Annotated in this window: 15 protein-coding genes and 1 pseudogene; 6 read left to right on the top strand and 10 right to left on the bottom strand. The window is 37.9% G+C overall.

The features are described 5' to 3' along the window. Both B4C08_RS09210 and B4C08_RS09205 read right to left on the bottom strand, forming a co-directional pair. Positions 1 to 320, bottom strand: a 320-nt coding sequence (locus tag B4C08_RS09210) for a ParA family protein (RefSeq protein WP_296664723.1), incomplete at its 3' end; no start/stop codon positions are given. Between the two features lie 83 nt (positions 321 to 403). After that, positions 404 to 1,780, bottom strand: coding sequence for an MATE family efflux transporter (locus B4C08_RS09205; RefSeq protein WP_296664721.1), 1,377 nt, complete (start codon positions 1,778 to 1,780; stop codon positions 404 to 406). Positions 1,781 to 1,866: 86 nt separating this feature from the next. On the opposite strand from B4C08_RS09205, the gene B4C08_RS09200 reads away from it, so the two are divergent. The 4 genes from B4C08_RS09200 to B4C08_RS09185 all read left to right on the top strand — a co-directional run bounded on the left by B4C08_RS09200 (position 1,867) and on the right by B4C08_RS09185 (position 7,142). Beyond that, on the top strand, positions 1,867 to 3,063 hold the full coding sequence (locus B4C08_RS09200; RefSeq protein ID WP_296664719.1) for a class I SAM-dependent methyltransferase: 1,197 nt from the start codon (positions 1,867 to 1,869) through the stop codon (positions 3,061 to 3,063). 59 nt (positions 3,064 to 3,122) lie between these two features. Beyond that, positions 3,123 to 4,904: a phospho-sugar mutase gene (locus B4C08_RS09195; RefSeq protein ID WP_296664717.1), complete on the top strand. Its 1,782-nt coding sequence runs from the start codon at positions 3,123 to 3,125 to the stop codon at positions 4,902 to 4,904. 181 nt (positions 4,905 to 5,085) lie between these two features. Beyond that, positions 5,086 to 5,736 (top strand): 3'-5' exonuclease, encoded by a 651-nt coding sequence (locus tag B4C08_RS09190; protein ID WP_296664716.1) that lies wholly within the window; start codon positions 5,086 to 5,088, stop codon positions 5,734 to 5,736. Between the two features lie 50 nt (positions 5,737 to 5,786). Continuing rightward, positions 5,787 to 7,142, top strand: coding sequence for an MATE family efflux transporter (locus B4C08_RS09185; RefSeq protein ID WP_296664714.1), 1,356 nt, complete (start codon positions 5,787 to 5,789; stop codon positions 7,140 to 7,142). Between the two features lie 32 nt (positions 7,143 to 7,174). Here the strand turns inward: B4C08_RS09185 and B4C08_RS09180 are convergent, their stop codons facing one another. Genes B4C08_RS09180 through B4C08_RS09165 form a run of 4 tightly spaced genes read right to left on the bottom strand, consistent with a single transcriptional unit; the run spans position 7,175 to position 11,565 of the window. Further along, on the bottom strand, positions 7,175 to 8,047 hold the full coding sequence (locus tag B4C08_RS09180; protein WP_296664712.1) for a M23 family metallopeptidase: 873 nt from the start codon (positions 8,045 to 8,047) through the stop codon (positions 7,175 to 7,177). Positions 8,048 to 8,094: 47 nt separating this feature from the next. Further along, on the bottom strand, positions 8,095 to 8,886 hold the full coding sequence (gene dapB, locus B4C08_RS09175) for a 4-hydroxy-tetrahydrodipicolinate reductase (protein WP_296664710.1): 792 nt from the start codon (positions 8,884 to 8,886) through the stop codon (positions 8,095 to 8,097). A gap of 18 nt (positions 8,887 to 8,904) precedes the next feature. Then, positions 8,905 to 10,230 (bottom strand): aspartate kinase, encoded by a 1,326-nt coding sequence (locus B4C08_RS09170; RefSeq protein WP_295795908.1) that lies wholly within the window; start codon positions 10,228 to 10,230, stop codon positions 8,905 to 8,907. Positions 10,231 to 10,263: 33 nt separating this feature from the next. Continuing rightward, positions 10,264 to 11,565, bottom strand: a complete 1,302-nt coding sequence (locus B4C08_RS09165) for a DUF1015 domain-containing protein (protein ID WP_296664707.1) — start codon at positions 11,563 to 11,565, stop codon at positions 10,264 to 10,266. Between the two features lie 110 nt (positions 11,566 to 11,675). On the opposite strand from B4C08_RS09165, the gene B4C08_RS09160 reads away from it, so the two are divergent. Further along, positions 11,676 to 13,109, top strand: coding sequence for an RNA polymerase factor sigma-54 (locus B4C08_RS09160; protein WP_296664705.1), 1,434 nt, complete (start codon positions 11,676 to 11,678; stop codon positions 13,107 to 13,109). A 52-nt stretch (positions 13,110 to 13,161) separates the two neighbouring features. On the opposite strand, the gene B4C08_RS09155 is transcribed toward B4C08_RS09160, so the two are convergent. Then, positions 13,162 to 13,452 carry an HPF/RaiA family ribosome-associated protein gene (locus tag B4C08_RS09155; RefSeq protein ID WP_296664702.1) on the bottom strand — a complete coding sequence of 97 codons (291 nt, stop codon included), beginning with the start codon at positions 13,450 to 13,452 and terminating at the stop codon, positions 13,162 to 13,164. Positions 13,453 to 13,637: 185 nt separating this feature from the next. On the opposite strand from B4C08_RS09155, the gene B4C08_RS09150 reads away from it, so the two are divergent. After that, entirely contained in the window at positions 13,638 to 13,952 is a 315-nt protein-coding gene (locus B4C08_RS09150) for a hypothetical protein (RefSeq protein WP_296664700.1), read from the top strand. A gap of 85 nt (positions 13,953 to 14,037) precedes the next feature. On the opposite strand, the gene B4C08_RS09145 is transcribed toward B4C08_RS09150, so the two are convergent. The 3 genes and pseudogenes from B4C08_RS09145 to B4C08_RS09135 all read right to left on the bottom strand — a co-directional run bounded on the left by B4C08_RS09145 (position 14,038) and on the right by B4C08_RS09135 (position 18,420). Further along, positions 14,038 to 15,702, bottom strand: coding sequence for a Na/Pi cotransporter family protein (locus tag B4C08_RS09145; protein ID WP_296664698.1), 1,665 nt, complete (start codon positions 15,700 to 15,702; stop codon positions 14,038 to 14,040). Positions 15,703 to 15,857: 155 nt separating this feature from the next. Next, complete coding sequence (locus B4C08_RS09140; RefSeq protein ID WP_296664696.1) at positions 15,858 to 16,397, bottom strand: NlpC/P60 family protein; 540 nt, start codon at positions 16,395 to 16,397, stop codon at positions 15,858 to 15,860. A gap of 174 nt (positions 16,398 to 16,571) precedes the next feature. Continuing rightward, positions 16,572 to 18,420 (bottom strand): annotated as a pseudogene (locus tag B4C08_RS09135) (phosphoenolpyruvate carboxykinase (GTP)). Between the last annotated feature and the right edge of the window lie 231 nt (positions 18,421 to 18,651).

The raw sequence follows: 18,651 nt of genomic DNA, 5'->3' as shown, positions 1-18,651 counted from the left end.
TTTAAAAAGTACTCGCGGTTTTCCTGATCTACAAGTTCAATCGCAGCTCCAGACAAATCAATAGACGCACTGATGACATCAAGATTTTTTACACCAGAATGCTTTATAGTTTCATCAATAGTTGACTGACCTGCAAGAAGCTCGTAAATGGTAGGCTTTTTTTTGCTGACTCCAACGCCGCTAGACATATTTCCTTGGCTATCAAAATCAACAAGCAGAACTTTTTTTCCGCCCACCGCAATATAAGCTCCGATATTTATAGCAGATGTAGTTTTGCCAACGCCACCTTTCTGATTAACAAAAACAAATACCTTTCCCATGATTAAACCATTATAGATTATATAGTAATAATTTTCAATTAATATGAGCCCGTTTCAAAGTCTATTAGTGTTAAAGCAGAATCTCATTGCTGTTCTTTTTTTACAGAAACTGAAAACTTCCGCTTGTAAAGTTTTGCAAAATAAAAAATTTCCGCCAATGCTGTAATCGTCCAGGAAAATGAAAAAAGCAAATAAAGTGATTCAATTGTTTTAAAATATGCAAACACTGTAAAAATCCATGCAATTCTAAAAACACACGAGCCAAGAATAACAATTACAGTCGGAACAGAAGTCTGCCCAAGTCCGCGGGAAGCTGCAATAGTGCAATCCATAAATGCCGAAATGCAATAAGAGAAAGCCATTATCGAAAGCCGCTTCATTCCAAGTTCTACAATTGCAGGCTCTGAAATAAAAATCGAAATAAATCTTCTTCCAAAGACAAAAAGAAAAATGCCTAAAAACAATGCAAAACAGAACGAGAGTGCAAGACTTATAAAATAACTTTTTAAAACCCTGATTTTTTTTCCGGCACCATAATTCTGTCCTATGAAAGTTGAACAAGCCACATAAAATGCGCTCATAACATTATAGACAAGCGGATCTGAATTTGAAGCCGCGGAATTTGCAACAACCATGGAAGCATCAAAAGAATTAACTCCAATCTGAATAAAAAGATTTGCAAATCCAAAAATCGCATTTTGCATTCCAGCAGGAATTCCAATTTTTAAAAGACGGAAAAGTTTTGATTTACTGACCTTTAGCTTAGAAAAGCGCAACGCAAGAGAATCTTTTTTTCTGTGCAGTTTTATAAAAACAAGAAATGCTGAAACATAAAGAGCGACAACACTTGCAATTGCAACTCCAGCAATATCCATTTTAAAATGAATAACTAAAAGCAAGTCCAGTACAATATTAAAAATTCCAGAAATAAAAAGAAACAGCAAAGGCGATTTTGTGTCTCCTTCTGCGCTAAGAATTCCATTTCCAAAATTATAAAAAGCAAGGGCAGGAAGTCCAATCATGTAAATTCTAAAATACAAAACCGCGCCTTCAATAAGAACCGGCTTTGTGCTCATCAAATTCAAAACAGAGCGGGAAAAAACTATTCCGGCGGAACCAACAAGAAATCCCGCAATAAGACAGACAATTGCAGATGTATGAACTGTTTCGCAAATATCCTTTTCATTTTTTGCGCCTATAAAAAAAGCCACAATAACATTAACACCAGAACCGAATCCAATAAGAATTCCTGTGCATAAAAAAACAAGAATTACAGTAGAGCCAACCGAACCAACAGAAGACGGACTTGCAAATCGTCCCAAAACGGCAATGTCTGTCATGTTGAAAAAAGTCTGGAGAAGGTTTGTAAAAATGAGAGGCAAACTGAAAATTAAAATATTTTTTAAAAGCGGACCTTCAGAAAAATCTTTTTTTACTGTCATCTTTGTAACCCTTCCCATAGAAATATATCACTTATAATAAAAATGTAAAGCTACAAAAACATCGCGCTATCCTCAAAAACAAATGTTTGTGCTAATATAAAAATATGATTTTAAGCGCAGTATTTTCAAAGCCATCAAAAACTTGTCCGGAAATTTTTGGCAAGCCTTATATAAAAGTTCGAATCTGGAAAAATCCATCTTTTTCCGCAAAAAAACAAAATGAATTTCAAGCTGAATTTTTTACAGAAAAGCAGGCATTCCAAAAAAATTTCACTGCGGAACAAGCACAGGAATTTATTGAAAAGCACGCAGGAACAGCTTTTAAAAATTGCATTGTAAAAACGGACACCGAAGAAATCACAACAATGGCAAATAAAAAAGGCGAAATAAAAGTTTTTAGAAAGGCAGCAAAAAATTCTTCAGAGGAACAAAAGTTTTCAAATAATTTCAACCGAATAAAAAACTATATTTTGCAAAAAGGAAATCCAATTCCATTTTTAGTTGAACTTGGAGTTATGACAAAAGACGGAAAAGTGGTCGCGCAAAAATATGACAAGTTCCGGCAGATAAATAGATTCATCGAATTTATAAATGATATAATCGAAAGCATTGAAAAACTAAACGGAACTTCTTACACTCAAGAAAATCCTCTAAGAATTGTTGACTTCGGCTCAGGAAAATCTTATTTAACTTTTGCAGTTTATTATTTTTTAACTGAGCTGAAAAAAATTCCAGTCTGTATAACAGGACTTGATTTAAAAGAAGACGTAATAAAAAACTGCGATTCCCTTGCAAAAAAACTTAACTGCAAAAATCTTGAATTCAAAGTTGGAAACATTGCAGATTATTCATCTGAAAAAAATCCAGACATCATAATCACACTTCACGCCTGCGACACAGCAACAGACTTTGCGCTCGACTATGCTATTAAGCATAATGCAAAAGCAATTCTTTCAGTTCCTTGCTGCCAACACGAAATAAACAGCCAGCTTGAAAAACAAAAAATCAAATCAGAAAGCCCGTTCGCTTCAATTGAAAGATTTGGAATTTTACGTGAACGATTTGCGGCAATTGCAACTGACGCAATACGTGCAGAACTTCTTGAACAATGCGGATACGCAGTTCAGCTTTTGGAATTCATTGACATGAGCCACACTCCAAAAAATATTTTAATCCGCGCCGTAAAAAAACATTCAGACAATTTTAAACAAGAATCAAAAATCAGAATGAAAAGTTTGCTTAATGAACTTGGCTGCAACCAAGCATTGGAAAAACTTTTAAGCAAAGAATCAGAGCTATAGAAAAAAAAAATCAACTATGTTAGACTTAGTTAATTTTTAAATAAAAGGAAGCAGATATTATGGAAGAGAAAGAAATACTTGAAAGAGCTGCAAAATATATTGCAGAAGAAAAAGATGATTTTTTCCGCAAGGAAGTTGAAGATTTAGTTGCAAAAAAAGACATGGCCGAACTAGAAGACCGTTTCTATCAGAGCCTTGAATTTGGAACAGGCGGACTTCGCGGTGTAATGGGCGGCGGAACAAACCGCATGAACACGCTCAATATTTCAAAAGCAACTCAGGGTCTTGCAAACTACTTAATCAAGGCATTTCCAGAAGAAGCAAAAAACGGCACATTGAGCGCATGTGTAGCTTATGACAGCCGCCACAACCATGATAAATTTTCAGACATCACAGCAAGAGTTTTTGCTGCAAACGGAATAAAAGCGTATCTTTTCACTTCGCTTCGCCCTACTCCAGAACTTTCTTATGCAATCAGAATTCTTGGATGCAAAACTGGCGTTGTTGTAACTGCAAGCCACAATCCTCCACAGTACAATGGCTACAAAGCTTACTGGGACGACGGCGCTCAGGTTGTTGAGCCGCACGATAAAGGAATCATCGATGAAGTTAACGCAGTAAAAGAAGTAAAACTTATCGAAAAAGACGAAGCTGTAAAGACAGGAAAAATCGTTTTAATTGACAAGGAAATCGACGACAAATTCCAAGCAATGATAAAGTCAAATCTTTATCGTCCTGAACTTATAAAAGAAAAAGCAAGCAGCGTAAAAGTTGTATACACTCCGCTCCACGGAACAGGCGCAATGCACGTTGAAAAAGTTCTTGGAGATCTTGGACTGAATGTAATCACAGTTCCAGAACAGCGCGAAGGAAACGGCGACTTCCCGACAGTAGAAAAGCCAAATCCAGAAGAAGCCCCAGCACTTAAAATGGCAGTTGAACTTGCAGAAAAAGAAAAAGCTGATGTTGTAATGGCAACAGATCCAGATGCAGACAGATTCGGAACTGCATTCCCAGACAAAAACGGAAAATACGTTCTTGTTTCAGGAAACCAGATGGGCGCGCTCCTTGCAGACTATGTTCTCCTTTCAAAAAAAGAATTCAACAAAATGCCTGAAAAACCAGTTCTTATCCGCTCAATCGTAACTTCACCTTTCGTTGATTCAATTGCAAAAAAATACAACGTAGCCGTAAAAGAATGTCTTACAGGCTTCAAGTGGATTGCTTATGATGAAGGCCAGATGGAAAAAGACGGAAGCGGAAACTACGTATTCGGACTTGAAGAAAGCTACGGCTATCTTGTAGAAACAGAAGTACGCGACAAGGACGGAATATCAGCAGCCGCAATGTGTGCTGAAATGACTCTTTACTGGGCAAGCAAAGGAAAATCTCTTCTTGAGCATTTGAACGATATGTACAAGGAATACGGACTTTTTGAAGACCGCGCAATCAGCAAATATTTCCCTGGAGTACAAGGACCAAAAATTATGGGCGGAATAATGACAAAACTCCGCACAGAAGGCCTTACTTCTCTCGGCGGAAAGAAAGTTGTAAAAATCCGCGACATTCAGCAGCAGGTTGCTTTTGATCCGGCAAATCCATCCTCAAAAGAAAGTCTTCCTTGGCCAAAGAGCAATGTTCTTCAGTTCGTTCTTGAAGGCGGAACAATTGTAAGCGCACGTCCAAGCGGAACAGAACCAAAAATCAAGTTCTACATCAACAGCACAGTTCCTGTTTCCGCAAAAACAGACGAAGCTTTGGAAGAAGCAAAGAAAGCCGCTGACAAACTCTGCTCAGATATTTCAGAAGAAATAAACGCAGTTCTTAACGCAGCAGGCTGAATCTAAAAAAAAAACAACTGTATTTGAGGATGTCTAATAAGTTCAAAACGTCATTGTCGTACTTGATACGACAATCTCTAAATGGCTGTAATATATACATTTAGATTTTCGGGTCAAGCCCGAAAATGACAGAAAAGATACTTTTGGAACATCCCCAAATACCATTTTTTCAGTTCAACTTATGGCATTTAAAATCTTCAACAGCTTTAGAAATCTCGCAAAGGAATTTTATTCAGGAAAAACTTTTGTGGCATTTGACACAGAAACCACAGGGCTAAAATCTGAAAAAGAATTCATAATAGAAATTGGAGCCGTGAAATTCAATTGCGACGGAGTTATTGGAGAACCGTTTGATATTTTAATAAAGCCGCCTATAGAACTTCCGCAGTTCATAAAAGACCTTACGCACATCACAGACGAAATGATTTCATGCTGTCCATGCGCAAAAGAAGCTGTCCCGCAGTTTTTAAATTTCATCGGCGGAAAAGAAACAGTTCTTGTAGCACACAATGCGCAATTCGACTTAGGATTTGTAAATTCAGAGCTAAAAAGATTCAGCCATCCAGAGCTTCCAAACATCTGCATAGACACACTGAACGCTTCAAGATGGGCATATCCTGATTTAATAAAGGAACAGGAAAAAGGCCAGTACAGACTCCAAAGCTTGGCAAAGAGATTCGGAATAGAAGCAAAAGCCGCCCACCGTGCAAACGACGACGCAAGACTTTGCATGGAAATTTTTAAGCGAATAATAAACGACACGATGGACAGACAGAAAAATTTTTCAATAAGCAAAATCAAAAGAAATCCAGTTCAAATTGAATTGTTTTAAAATTAAAAATACTGATTGATAAAAGAAACAATTTAATATAACATTGGCGAATGTCAGAAAACATCAAAGAAAACAAAATGGGCGTAATGCCTGTAACCAAGCTTCTTTTAAATATGTCTTTGCCAATCATGCTTTCAATGCTGGTAATGGCATGCTACAATATTGTTGACAGCATTTTTGTTGCGCAGATAAATGAAAATGCGCTGACTGCCATATCACTTGCATTTCCTGTTCAAACACTGATGATTGCAGTTTCAATAGGAACAGCGATTGGCGTAAATGCGCTTCTAGCAATGAAGCTTGGACAGAAAGACAGCGATGCAGTAAACAAAATTGCCATGAACGGCATCTTCCTTTCAGTTTGCAGTTTTATTGCATTTTTTATCCTGGGATTTCTTTTTACAAAGCCTTATTTAAAAACTCAGACGGGTGACGAACAGATTATTCAGTTTGGAAGTGAATATCTAAAAATAATAACAATGGCATCTTTCGCGCTTTTTGTTTCAACAATGTCTGACAGACTTTTGCAGGCAACAGGAAGAACTTTTTACACAATGATAACGCAACTTGTAGGAGCAATAACAAACATAATTCTTGACCCGCTTATGATTTTTGGAATAGGACCTTTTCCAAAAATGGGAATGGCAGGCGCGGCTTTGGCAACAGTCATCGGGCAAATTTTTTCTGCGCTAGTTTCGCTTTATTTCAATCTGAAAAAAAATCCCGACATACATTTTAAATTAAAAGGCTTCAAGCCAAACTCTCTGATTATCGGTCAGATTTATAAAATCGGAATTCCTTCAATTCTTCTTCAGTCCATAAATTCTGTTACAACTTACGGAATGAATTTAATTCTTGGAACTTTCTCCGCAACGGCAATCGCAGTTTATGGAGTTTATTTTAAACTGAATAGCTTTATCTTTATGCCGGTATTCGGACTTACAACTGGAATGGTTCCAATTGTTTCGTACAACTATGGAGCAGGAAATGCAGAGCGAATCAAGAAAACTGTAAAGTCAACAATTTTAATTGCGGTTTCAATCATGGTATTCGGCATTATAATTTTTGAACTTTTTCCAGCGGAACTTTTAATGCTATTCAAGGCAAGCGAACATATGCTTGGAATTGGATGCACAGCAATGAGAATTATCGCACCAAGTTTTATCGGAGCAGCAATTGCAATTACGCTAGGCTCAACTTTTCAAGCTTTAGGAAAATCTTTTTTAAGCATGACAGTTTCTTTTGTAAGACAACTGGTTGTTTTGCTTCCTGTGGCATATTTTCTTTCCCGCACTGGAAAAGTTGAAAATGTCTGGTTTTGCTTTCTTATCGCTGAAATCTTTGCAATCAGCCTTTCAACATTTTTCATGCACAGAATAAAAAAGACAATGCTTGATAAACTTTAGTTTAGGTTTTAAAAAGAGGCCGGCAAATAAAGCTAGCCTCTTGGGGCTTTTGCAGGATCAATAGGATTTGACTTTTGAAAAACCATAAGGCAAATTTGGGTTGTGCCTTTTATGCTGTCTGTGCCTGCAGTTCCTAAAGAATCGCCAAACACAACATAATCGCCTTTGCGGACTTTTATAGAGCCAAGCCCAGAATAAACATAAATGTGTCCGGTTTTTGCCTGAACGAAAACAACCTGTCCGTATCCTCTATAATTTCCAACATACATAACAGTTCCAGCACGGATTGCCGTTACGCTTTCATTTTTCTGCGCGCTAAGCTGAACGCCGCTGACTTTTCCTTTCATGTAAGTTACAGTCGGATTCTTTACAGGCCAAGTTAAACTTGAGTCGCCTTTTTTTTCTGAATATTTGCGCGGATCACTTGAAGGCAAGCTAGGAAGAGAGGCTGAAGTATCAACAATCGTAACAGGAATTTTCAGACGCTGACCAGCCTTTAAAACTGTATCAGAATCAAAATTGTTCAACGCCTTAAGTTCTTCGACAGAAATTCCATTCACTTTTGCAATTCTATAGAAAGTATCGCCTTTTTGAACTGTATAAGTGTCAAATTTTCTTTCTGCGTTGGATAGACTTTTTGAAGTTGAAACTGAAGGCAAAGAACTTTTTTCTACATTCTTTTCCGGAATTGAAAGTTTTTGTCCAACTTTTAAAACATCATTTACAGTAAGATTGTTCATAGCGCAAAGCTGGTCTACAGAAATTCCATATTTGCGACTGATTGAATAATAAGTTTCTCCTTTTTCAACTGTATGAGTTTCTGCAAAAGAAAAACAGGCAGTCAAAAAAAGAATTAAAAGAAACAAAATATTTTTTCTATATGCAAATTTTTTAGTCATAATCATACCGTTAGTTTATCGGCTAATTTATGAAAAAAATTTACCTTAAAATTTTAAAACAATTCAGGAAAAACATCGTTCATGCCGTACAATGCCCCGGGCTTTAGATTGCCTTCTTTCAGCATAGAAAAAAGATTTTCCAAAGCATGAACTGCTCCGTTTGCAAATCCCTTGCGGCTTCTTGCTGTATGTGTAATTTCAATTGTATCAGCCTCGCAGTCAAAGAAAACTTTGTGTGTTCCCGGAACTGAACCGCATCTCGTAGAAGAAACGTGAAGTTGATTCGGCAAAGGCTTTTCCTTGAATTCATTTGTTACAATTGAATTTTTTCTTTTGAATTCAAAAAGCAGATGATTTGCAATTTCAAGCGCAGTTCCAGAAGGACTATCAGCTTTTTGATTATGGTGCATTTCCCAAATTGCAGCATCATATTCAGAAAATTTATTCGCAAGACGAGCGGCATCTTCTACAATTTTATAAAGGATATTTACACCAATGGAAAAATTTGCGCTTGTCATAATTGTTCCACCGCACTTTGCAGCAAGAGAAGCAATCTCATCTTTTTTGTCATTCCAGCCTGTAGTTCCAACTACCATAGGAATTTTCAAAGGAAGAAGAGCTTTTATATTTTCAAGAACAGAAGACGGATGCGTAAATTCAATTATTCCATCCGCGCCGCTAGAAACAACTGCCTCTGCAAGAGCATTGCCATCTCCTGCGGAAATTTTCACTTTGGCATCTGGCGCAAAAACATCAATTGTAGACACAACAGAATGTCCAAACGACAATGCGGACTGTTCAAGCATGTGTCCCATTTTTCCATATCCAACCAATGCAATTTTCATTATTAATCCTCCCAAAAATTAAGCAAAAAGAACTGAATGAATTGCTTCTACAGTTTTGTCCGCCTGATTAGTATCTACGAGCATGCTTATGTTAACCTTACTTGCGCCTTGGCTTATCATCTGAACATTTATTCCTTCTTTTGAAAGTCCATCGAATGCCTTTGCAATAATCACACTGGATCTTGAAGCATCGCAAATTATTGTAACAATCGCCTTGCCAGTTTTTACATTGACATCAGCAACACGTTTTAAATCTTCAATAAGTCCTGTCAAATCCGCTTTTCCATCAACAGTCAAACTAACAGAAACTTCGGAAGTCGCAATCACGTCAATGCTTATATTCCACTTTAAAAACTGATTGAAAATATGCGCAAGAAATCCGGCCGCGCCAAGCATGCGGCTAGACTGAATATCTATGAGCGTTACATTTTTTACTTTTGTAATCGCAGTAACAAGAGGACGAGTTCCTGTATGCTCTTCTACAATAAGAGTGCCGCGGCTTTTTATATTGTAACTGTTTTTTACACGAACAGGAGTTCCTGTTTTTCTGCAAGGAATCATACTGCGCGGATGAAGAACCTGACTTCCAAACATAGCAAGTTCCTGAGCTTCCTCGTAAGTTACTTCATCAACAGGGCGAGCCTCTTTTACAATGCGAGGATCTGTAGTCATAATTCCGTCAACATCTTTCCAAGTCTGAATTTCTTTTGCCCTCATTGCCGCGCCAATCATCGTTGCGCTCAAGTCGCTTCCGCCACGCCCTAAAGTTGTTATGATTCCATTTTTATCTTTAGCAATGAAACCAGTTACTATAGGAATTTCTTTCGATGTTCCATTTTTATATCCATCAAGATGTTTAGGAATATTTTCCCATACTTCATCCAAAAGCTCAGCCGCCATATAATTCGAGTCGCTCACAAATCCAATGTCCCAGGAATCAAACGCCTTTGCTTCAGTTCCAAGAGAACAAAGATAAGCTGACATCATGCGCACTGACATGCGCTCGCCAAAAGACACAAGGTAATCTCTGGTGCGCTTTGTAAGTTCATGCAGCATACTTATTCCTGTAAGAAGCGTTTTTAATTCGCCAAGCAATTCTTTTATTTCTGGAACAGAAACGCCAAGTTGTTTTTCTGTTTCAATATGAAGCCTTTCAATTTTTTCAATGTCAACAGTTCCCTTAACTGCCATGTCAGCAGCTTCAAGAAGATGATCTGTTGTGTCTCCCATTGCGCTTAAAACAACAACAGGACGTTCGTCTTTATATGCCTGAATTATTTCGGCTACATGTTTAATGCGGTCAGCATTTGCAACTGAGCTTCCGCCAAATTTCATTACGATCATAGCAACGATTATACTTAAGGATTAACTGAAAGTCTATCGGCTTAAAAAAAGTTTTCGGCATTCAAGATAGAATCTTTTTTCGCTGGCTTCTCCCATGCTGAAACTTTTTCGAGGCAAAGGTCCGCGGCTAGAAATTGTTTCAAAGAATGAATCTTTTGCGATTGGAGGAAGAAGAATTGAAACTGCATTTTTTTGCGCGCCAAGTCTGAAAACTTCTTCATTGCCGTGAATGTAGTCAATTTCAATTTCTTTGTTACAGGAAATAAATTCATCAAGTAACGGTTGAAGACGGCTTACTGCAAGTTCCTGAATCCTTGTTTTTATTCTAAAATATTTTTGTATTTCATTTTCTTTAAAAATAAATCCAAAATCCGCCTTGGATTTTTTTATATTTTGTCCCAAAGAATTTTCGCTTACTTCTTCTACAAGCACACCGTTAAGTTTTTCATTTAAAAAAGAAATCAACTTAGAAGCATTGCTATAAAAAAGAACACGATGAATCGGCTCAAAAGTCAAACCAGAATCATAAATATTAACAATTTCTACAAGAGCATAGCGCGCATTAAAATTTGGCGAATCAGAATTTTTACATTCGTCCCAAACAGCTTTTGCAGTTGCCAAAGAATGGTTTCCGTCTCCAACAGCAAACAAAAAAGAATTTCCGTCACTGTCAGAATTTTGCTTTTTTAATTTTTCAAGAGCAGAAGAAATTTTTTCAAAAGCTTCCGCAGATTTTATAGCCCAGCCTGAAATATGACCGGCATTCATCATCAAGTCTCCATCATAAACCGGAGGATTTTTTTTAGCTTCAATTCCAACTTCTTCTATAAGACAATGCTCCGGATCGTTTACCAAAAGCATAATGTGAGGAAGCTCAAGGGGCGCATTTTTTCTAATTTCCTTTCGCACAGGAATTCTTTCGGGAATAGTAGCTTCAGTGGCACGAATCAAGTTTTTTGAAAACGGCTTCCATTCATAAGTTTCCAAATCAATCGCAACAACAAGACCACGGCGGACTCTTCCGTAGCAAGTCTTTCGCTCAACATAAATAAATTCTTTTTCAGGCGAGTCAAAAATATTTTCATCAAGATATTTTTTCATTGTCTGGCGGATTTTTTCTATGCGTTCTTTTTTATCTGAAGAAGAAAGAAAAATTTCCGGCAAAATTAAATTCAAAGTAGAAGGAGAATTACCAACAATTTCTTCTGCTTTTTTCCAATAATCAAAATCCTGCGTATACTGATCGCACGCCACAACGCACCAAGTCTTTAAATCTTTTTTTCTGGGCAAAAGAATTTCTGGAATTCTTATTCCAAAGTGTTCAAAATTTTCCATAAAAAAATTATATAGATATTTTTTATTTTTAGCCATAAGAGAAAAACAAAACTCTAAATGCTTTTAAAACCAAAATTGAATTTTATAAAAATTGCAATTATAATTAAGCAATGACCAGATTAGAATTTCAGCAAAGACAGATTCAGTCTCAAATTCAAATAATGAGCCAAAAGCAAATTCAGGCTTTAAAACTTTTAGCCATGAACTCAAAAGATTTGAGTGAAGAAATTTATAAAGCTGCGGAAGAAAATCCTGCACTGGTCATAACAAAAGACAAAGCAAATTGGGACGGAACAAAAATATCATCAGCAACTGCAAGCGGAGAAGAAGCAAGTGAAAATTTTCAGGCGGCACTTGAAGCAAAAGCAGATGAGCGGGAATCTTTGCAGGAACATCTTTTGTCGCAGCTGAACGCAATGCGTCTTGGTGCAACTGAAAAAAAATTATGCGAAAAACTTATTTACAATCTTGATGCAAAAGGATTTTATATTCTTGCTCCAATTTCGCTTCTTGATAAAAAAGACAAACTGCAAACGCCAGGGCTTTTGGAAAAATGCATCGAAATTGTAAGGCAGCTGGAACCTTGCGGCATATGCGTTACAAATACAGAAGAAAGTCTATTCGTACAGGCAAAACAAAAAGAAAACGCGCCGCTTCTTGCAATTTTTATTTTAGACGGAAAATTAAAATTCCTTGATCCGCCGCGTCCTGAAAAAGTTCTGCAAAAAATTCAAGAATATCTTTTAGAACAAAAAAAGCTTTTTGCAAATTCACAAAATGAAAAATATAAAAATTTAAATCCTACAATTCAAGATGTAGAAAAAGCAATTGATTTTATACGGACGCTTGATCCTTTTCCTGCGCGGAATTTCAGCACAAAAGAAATTCATTTTATTTCTCCAGATGTTTACGTAGAAAAAATTCAGGAAGACTTTCAAAAAAATCAAATTGAAGACAATATTGTTACAAGCGGAAAAAACTCCTGGAATGTGCGGCTTGCAAAGGACAACTTTCCGCAAATTTCCATAAACCCGGAATTTTTAAAACTTGCAAAAAGCAATGCAAAAAATTCTTTATCAATAAAAACTGAAATTAAAAAAGCAAAAGATTTTTTAGACACTTTGGAATTCAGACAAAACACACTTTTAAAAGCTTGCATCGAAATTGTGCGGATTCAAACCGATTTTTTTCTGCGCGGACAAGGCAATTTAGTTCCCTTAAGACAGCAAGATATTGCAGACAAACTTAAAGTCCACGAAACAACAATTTCACGAATGGCAAACAGCAAATTTCTTCAATGTGAATGGGGACTTTTTGACATAAAATATTTTTTCACAAACGCCGCAAGCAAAAAAAACAAAAGTATAAGCCAAGACAAAGCAATGTCTGAATTAAAAAAAATCCTGAACTCTTCCGCCGGAAAAAAAATGAGCGACCAAAAACTTTCAGAGGAACTAGAAAAACTTGGAATAAAAATTGCGCGCAGAACAGTTGCAAAATACAGAAACAAGCTTAGCATAGATTCTTCGTATAACAGGCAATAAAAAAGGCTGCCCTTTTTAGACAGCCTGATTTTTTAAAGTTCAGATATAGAAACTACTTTTTCTCCTGGACCTTATCTTTTTCTTTCTTGATTTTTGTATCAAGAACATCCATCATTTTGTTAAGCGCAGCTGCAAAGTCAAAATCATCACTTGTAACATGAGCATTTCCGCCCCACCTAAAGTTAACAGTTGTATCAAAGTAAAATTTCTTGTCTTCCTTTACGTGCATAATCAAGTCAACGATAAGATTTTCAGCATAGCTTATACGTTCCAGTTTTTTGTTGATAAGAGCTGTCTGGTCTGAATCCAAAGTAAAGCCCTGTGCAGATATTGATTTTGTCATAGTTTTTCTCCTAATAAATATATTTAAATTCCGCAGCAAACTGCCGCCGCAATCTTTTTAAGATTACACTAATATTATACTACGAAATATTCCAAAAAGCAAAGAAAAGTTTTTTTATAAAAAACGCTTGACAGAATCCCGGGGGGGGGGTACAATACAATATCCTATTTTTTCTGGAGGTAAATATGAAAAAAGGAGTAGGTTTATTGTTGTCTATGCTGATTTTGGCGGCAACACTAACAGGCTGCATTTCTATGACACCACTTAGTGATGCAGGGGCTTTTCCAGGTGATGCGCAAAGCTATGAAGTTCTTGGACGCGTAGAAGTAAAATCTTCAGCTACAAATTCTGGTTACAGCAAGCTTTATGCAGAGGCAAAGAAAAAGTATCCTGAATGCGATGATGTTGTAAATGTAAAAGTTGACGCAAAGAAAACAGTGTTCCTTATTTTTACATTCAACACTTACGACATGAGCGGAATTGCTATCAGCTATAAATAAATCTAAAAATTATTTATAGTAAACTGGCTGCCCCAAAAAGCGCATAATGAAAAAAACTTCATAATGTTCTTTAGGCAGCCTTTTTTTATTTTGTAAGAGCAAGCTGTTCGGCAATGTTAAAGCAGCGGTCTCCTATTTTTTCTATTTGGCGCACTAAATCCATGTACAAAAGCTCGGCCTTTACATCCGCACCGTCTTCAAGTCGTTTGCGCGCTATTTTTTTCAAGGCTTTACGTTCTGCGTCAATCTGAGATTCAAGTTCATTCGCAAAATCAAGCTGCTCCTTTGAAAGCGCTTTGTTGATATTTTTATAGATAAACTGAAGCAACTGGCGGGCAAGTTCAAGATAAGGAATCAGGCGGTCAAAATCTTCTTTTTTAAATACGTAATGTTTTTCTGTTATGCGCTTTAAATAAACGCCAATGCTTAGGCAGTCATCAGACATAGACTCAAGCTCGCCCGTAATTGAAATCATCACATTGATATTTTCACGGAGTTTATCATCAATATCAAGCTGGGCGCATTTTAAAAGATACTTTGTAAGCTGTTCCTGCATTTGGTCAAGGTAATCTTCTTCACGCACAAGATTGTCATAATGGTCCACAACAAAACGCCCAGACAAATCAGTAAGTCCGTACTGAAGCCTGTCAAACATCTGCACAGAAATATCAGCCATACGCCTTACTTCCATTTGCGCTGAAACAACAGGAATTGTAGGAGACTCATGCGCGGCACGTTCAGGAAATTCAAACTTATATATAGAAGGAAGCGAAGCCTTGTCGTCTTTTATGATAAGATGTGTAAGCTTGCAAAGCGGATTTATAAACGGCATAAAGAAAACTGCGCCGATTATATTGAACATTGAATGAAGCATTGCTATGTGCATTGTAATATTTTCTGTAACAACTCCAGGAACTATTAAATCTACAAGCTGCGTAAAAGGCTTTATAAAAATCAAGGCGACAATTGCGGTTACAGAATTGAACAGAACATGGACAAGCATTGTGCGCTTTGCATTTGCATTTGCTCCGAACGAAGCCATGATAGAATCTATAGTCGAGCCAACGTTGCTTCCAATTATAATTGCCGCAGAAAATTCCCAAGTAAGAATCTGGTTGTAAGCCATCGTAATTACAATCGCCGTCATAGCGGAAGAAGAATGAATCATCGCAGTAACAACAATTCCGATTACAAAAGCAATAAGATAGCTAAAAGTTCCTTTGTCCTGCAAGGCTGGAAGAAAATTCATTGCGCCTGAATTAAGCGAAATCGTGCTAGAAAGCCACTGCAACGCAATAAAAAGAATTCCAAATCCCATAATGGCCTGACCCAGCCCCGGATTTTTAATTTTCTTTATGACTGTAAAAAGATAGCCAATGCCAAAAAGCGGAATCGCAAATGCTGAAATTTCAAAGTTAAAGCCGAATATCGCGACAATCCAAGCCGTTATCGTTGTTCCGACATTCGCGCCCAAAATCACGGCAATCGATTTGCTTAGCTCAATAAGTCCGGCGTTTACAAAAGAAACAACCATGACAGTTGTAGCCCCGGAAGACTGAATTATCATAGTCAAAAAACAGCCTGTAAAAAATCCGGTAAAACGGTTTCCCGTCATAAGATGAAGAGCAGCCTGAAGTTTGTCTCCCGCAGACTTCTGGATTCCATCGCTCATCATTTTCATTCCAAAAAGAAGAAAACAAAGACTGCCAAAAAACTGAAGGAATATAGACAATATACTCGAAATGCTCATAAGCCGATTATACAGAAAAATACCACGAATTTAAAGCAAAAAGTTGAGGCAGATTTGATGATTACGAACCGAAAAAATATTTAACTTTGCACATGAAAACAGAATCAAAAAACAGACAATGCAAATAAAAATTTTTGCATGGATTTCTTTTCCCTTTAGTACTGGATTTTCATCACGCCGAACGACTTAAAGCGCGAATCACTGACAGCATAACAACGGCTTGTAACACCATTGATGTCGTCTTTTTTTGTGCTGTCGATAAAATAGACATTGTCGTTTTCCATGCGATCAAAAAGCGCGATATGCGACACATTAGAAGAATCCGCCTCGCCCATAAAAATCAAGTCGCCCTGCCGCATTTCCTCCAGCGCAACATGGGACGAAGCGTTTTCGTACATATAAGATGCCGTCATGTCCGAAACAAGCAGAGAATATTTTGTATCAACCATTGCATATTTGTAGCACATCACGACAAGCCCAGAGCAGTCTATGGCAATCGCAGAACGGACTGGAGGCTGGCCGCCTAGCTCGTAAACCGCATCAGAATCTTTGTACAACTCGGCAAAACGGAAAGCACGAGAGGCAATTTCCGCAGGACAATCAATCACAGTGCTGTCATCGGAATCATTGCTAAAATTGCAGGAATAAAACAGAATGGAAAAACAAAAAAGTGCAAATAAAAATTTGCCTTTCATTTTTACCCCCCCCCGTCCATAACATTTGCGAGATTGATAAAATTAAGATTTTAATAAGCGCATTATACCACGAAACGCAGAGTTTGCAATGTAATAATAAAAAAATCCCACCGGAAGAAATCCCGGTGGGACAGATTTGCCTAGTTTGCTTTTCAGCAAACTAGCTCGACAAATCTAAGCTTTATTCAAGCGGCTTTCCAAATCATCCAAGCAAGCAGACAATTCTTTTGGAAGATGTTTGCCGAACTTTGGATAGTGGTTTTCGCGGATGTCTTTGCATTCCTTGAGCCAGCCTTCCTTGTCAACTGCTGTGATTGCAGGAATCTGTGCTTTGTAAACGTCAGCAAGACCGTCAAGGTTGAGAGCACCTTCTTTTGGCATAAATCCGATTGGTGTGTCAACGTAGTTGTCTTTTCCGTCGCAGCGGTCAAAAATCCATGCAAGAACGCGGCTGTTGTCGCCGTATCCTGGCCACATGAATCCACCTGGAAGATCCTTGTTGTCTGTCGTCCTTGCGGAACCAGTTAACATAGAAGATTTTTGGCAAGAGATTCTTGTCTTTTGCAGCGTTGCCAACGTCAATCCAGTGCTGGAAGTAGTCGCCCATGTTGTATCCGCAGAATGGAAGAATTGCGAATGGGTCGCGGCGGATTTTTCCAACCTGGCTGGCGTCGATTGTAGAAGCGGCAGTAATTTCTGAACCTACGATAGATCCAAGGAATACACCGTGGTTCCAGTTGCGGCTCTGATGTACAAGCGGAACTGTTGAAGGACGGCGTCCACCGAACAAGATTGCGCTGATTGGTACACCTTCTGGAGATTCCCAGTCAGAAGCGATACAAGGACACTGTTTTGCAGGTGCTGTAAAGCGTGCGTTTGGATGAGCGAATTCTTCGCCCTTAGGAGACTTGTCTTTTGGAAGAGCATCGCGTGTGTTGCCTTTCCAGTCAACAAGTTTGCCCTTTGCAGGATAACCGATTCCTTCCCACCAAACATCTCCGTCTTCTGTAAGAGCGCAGTTTGTGAAGATTGTGTTCTTTGAGGCAGCTTCAAGAGCGTTCTTGTTAGATTCAGCAGATGTTCCTGGAGCAACACCGAAGAATCCTGCTTCTGGGTTGATAGCGTAAAGACGACCGTCTTTTCCGAATTTCATCCAGGCAATATCATCGCCGACTGTTTCAACTTTCCAGCCAGGAATTGTAGGAATAAGCATTGCAAGGTTTGTTTTTCCACAAGCAGAAGGGAATGCGCCGGTAACGTATTTAACTTCTCCTTCAGGGTTTGTGAGCTTAAGGATAAGCATGTGCTCAGCAAGCCAGCCTTCTTCGCGTGCGATTACAGTTGCAATGCGGAGAGCGAAACATTTCTTTCCAAGAAGAGCGTTTCCACCGTATCCAGAACCGTAAGACCAGATAAGGCGTTCTTCCGGGAACTGGCTGATGTATTTGTGTTCAACATCTGCGCAAGGCCAAACACCGTTGTCTTTTTCGCCGTTGTTGAGCGGTTTACCAACTGAGTGAAGACATGGAACAAAGTCGTCTCCAAGGTAAGCCCAAACTTTTTCGCCGGCACGAGTCATGATGTCCATGTTGAGAACTACATATTCAGAATCTGTAAGTTCAATTCCGTATTTTGCGATTGGTGAGCCAAGTGGTCCCATGCAGAATGGAATTACATACATTGTTCTTCCGTGCATACAGCCTTTGTAAAGACCTTTCATTGTAGCTTTAAGTTCAGCTGGTGCAATCCAGTGGTTTGTAGGACCAGCATCTTCTTCTTTTACAGAAGAAATAAATGTACGTGATTCAACACGTGCAACATCGCTTGGAAGTGAGCGGAAAAGGAAGCTGTTAGGCTTTTTTGTAAGCGGAGTTGCAAGACCCGCATCAACGCATTTCTGCATAAGACGATCGTATTCAGCTTTAGAACCATCGCATACAACTACATTGTCAGGTTCGCACATCTTAACACATTCTTCAATCCAATTTTTAATCTTGGAATTTTTAATTTCATCAACTGTCATTTATAACTCCTATAAAAACTTCATTGTGAAATCTGGGTTTCCCCAAAAAATCATTTGCCTTTAAATATACTATCTTTTTTGTTTAAGTTCAATTAAAAAGAAAACAACTGTTTGATAGTTTTTATGTTGAAGAAAAATATTTAGCCCGAACTTCGAGTTTTTTATAACTTGTGAAAAAAACGCTCTCAACGAAATTATTCTTTTTCTAAAAACTCGAAGTTCGGGCTATTT

The organism is Treponema sp. UBA753, from assembly GCF_002297325.1.
Taxonomy (GTDB): domain Bacteria; phylum Spirochaetota; class Spirochaetia; order Treponematales; family Treponemataceae; genus Treponema_D.
Note: the sequence above shows the minus strand (reverse complement) of the source record. Positions and strands in the feature narration are given on the sequence as shown.

Bases quoted from the DNA above. Each gene is read 5' to 3' on its own strand.
- B4C08_RS09170 (WP_295795908.1), bottom strand. From the start codon at position 10,230: ATGATCGTAATGAAATTTGGCGGAAGCTCAGTTGCAAATGCTGACCGC.
- B4C08_RS09145 (WP_296664698.1), bottom strand. From the start codon at position 15,702: ATGAGCATTTCGAGTATATTGTCTATATTCCTTCAGTTTTTTGGCAGT.
- B4C08_RS09185 (WP_296664714.1), top strand. From the start codon at position 5,787: ATGTCAGAAAACATCAAAGAAAACAAAATGGGCGTAATGCCTGTAACC.
- B4C08_RS09165 (WP_296664707.1), bottom strand. From the start codon at position 11,565: ATGGAAAATTTTGAACACTTTGGAATAAGAATTCCAGAAATTCTTTTG.
- B4C08_RS09160 (WP_296664705.1), top strand. From the start codon at position 11,676: ATGACCAGATTAGAATTTCAGCAAAGACAGATTCAGTCTCAAATTCAA.
- dapB (WP_296664710.1), bottom strand. From the start codon at position 8,886: ATGAAAATTGCATTGGTTGGATATGGAAAAATGGGACACATGCTTGAA.
- B4C08_RS09195 (WP_296664717.1), top strand. From the start codon at position 3,123: ATGGAAGAGAAAGAAATACTTGAAAGAGCTGCAAAATATATTGCAGAA.
- B4C08_RS09200 (WP_296664719.1), top strand. From the start codon at position 1,867: ATGATTTTAAGCGCAGTATTTTCAAAGCCATCAAAAACTTGTCCGGAA.
- B4C08_RS09150 (WP_296664700.1), top strand. From the start codon at position 13,638: ATGAAAAAAGGAGTAGGTTTATTGTTGTCTATGCTGATTTTGGCGGCA.
- B4C08_RS09190 (WP_296664716.1), top strand. From the start codon at position 5,086: ATGGCATTTAAAATCTTCAACAGCTTTAGAAATCTCGCAAAGGAATTT.
- B4C08_RS09180 (WP_296664712.1), bottom strand. From the start codon at position 8,047: ATGATTATGACTAAAAAATTTGCATATAGAAAAAATATTTTGTTTCTT.
- B4C08_RS09140 (WP_296664696.1), bottom strand. From the start codon at position 16,397: ATGAAAGGCAAATTTTTATTTGCACTTTTTTGTTTTTCCATTCTGTTT.
- B4C08_RS09205 (WP_296664721.1), bottom strand. From the start codon at position 1,780: ATGGGAAGGGTTACAAAGATGACAGTAAAAAAAGATTTTTCTGAAGGT.
- B4C08_RS09155 (WP_296664702.1), bottom strand. From the start codon at position 13,452: ATGACAAAATCAATATCTGCACAGGGCTTTACTTTGGATTCAGACCAG.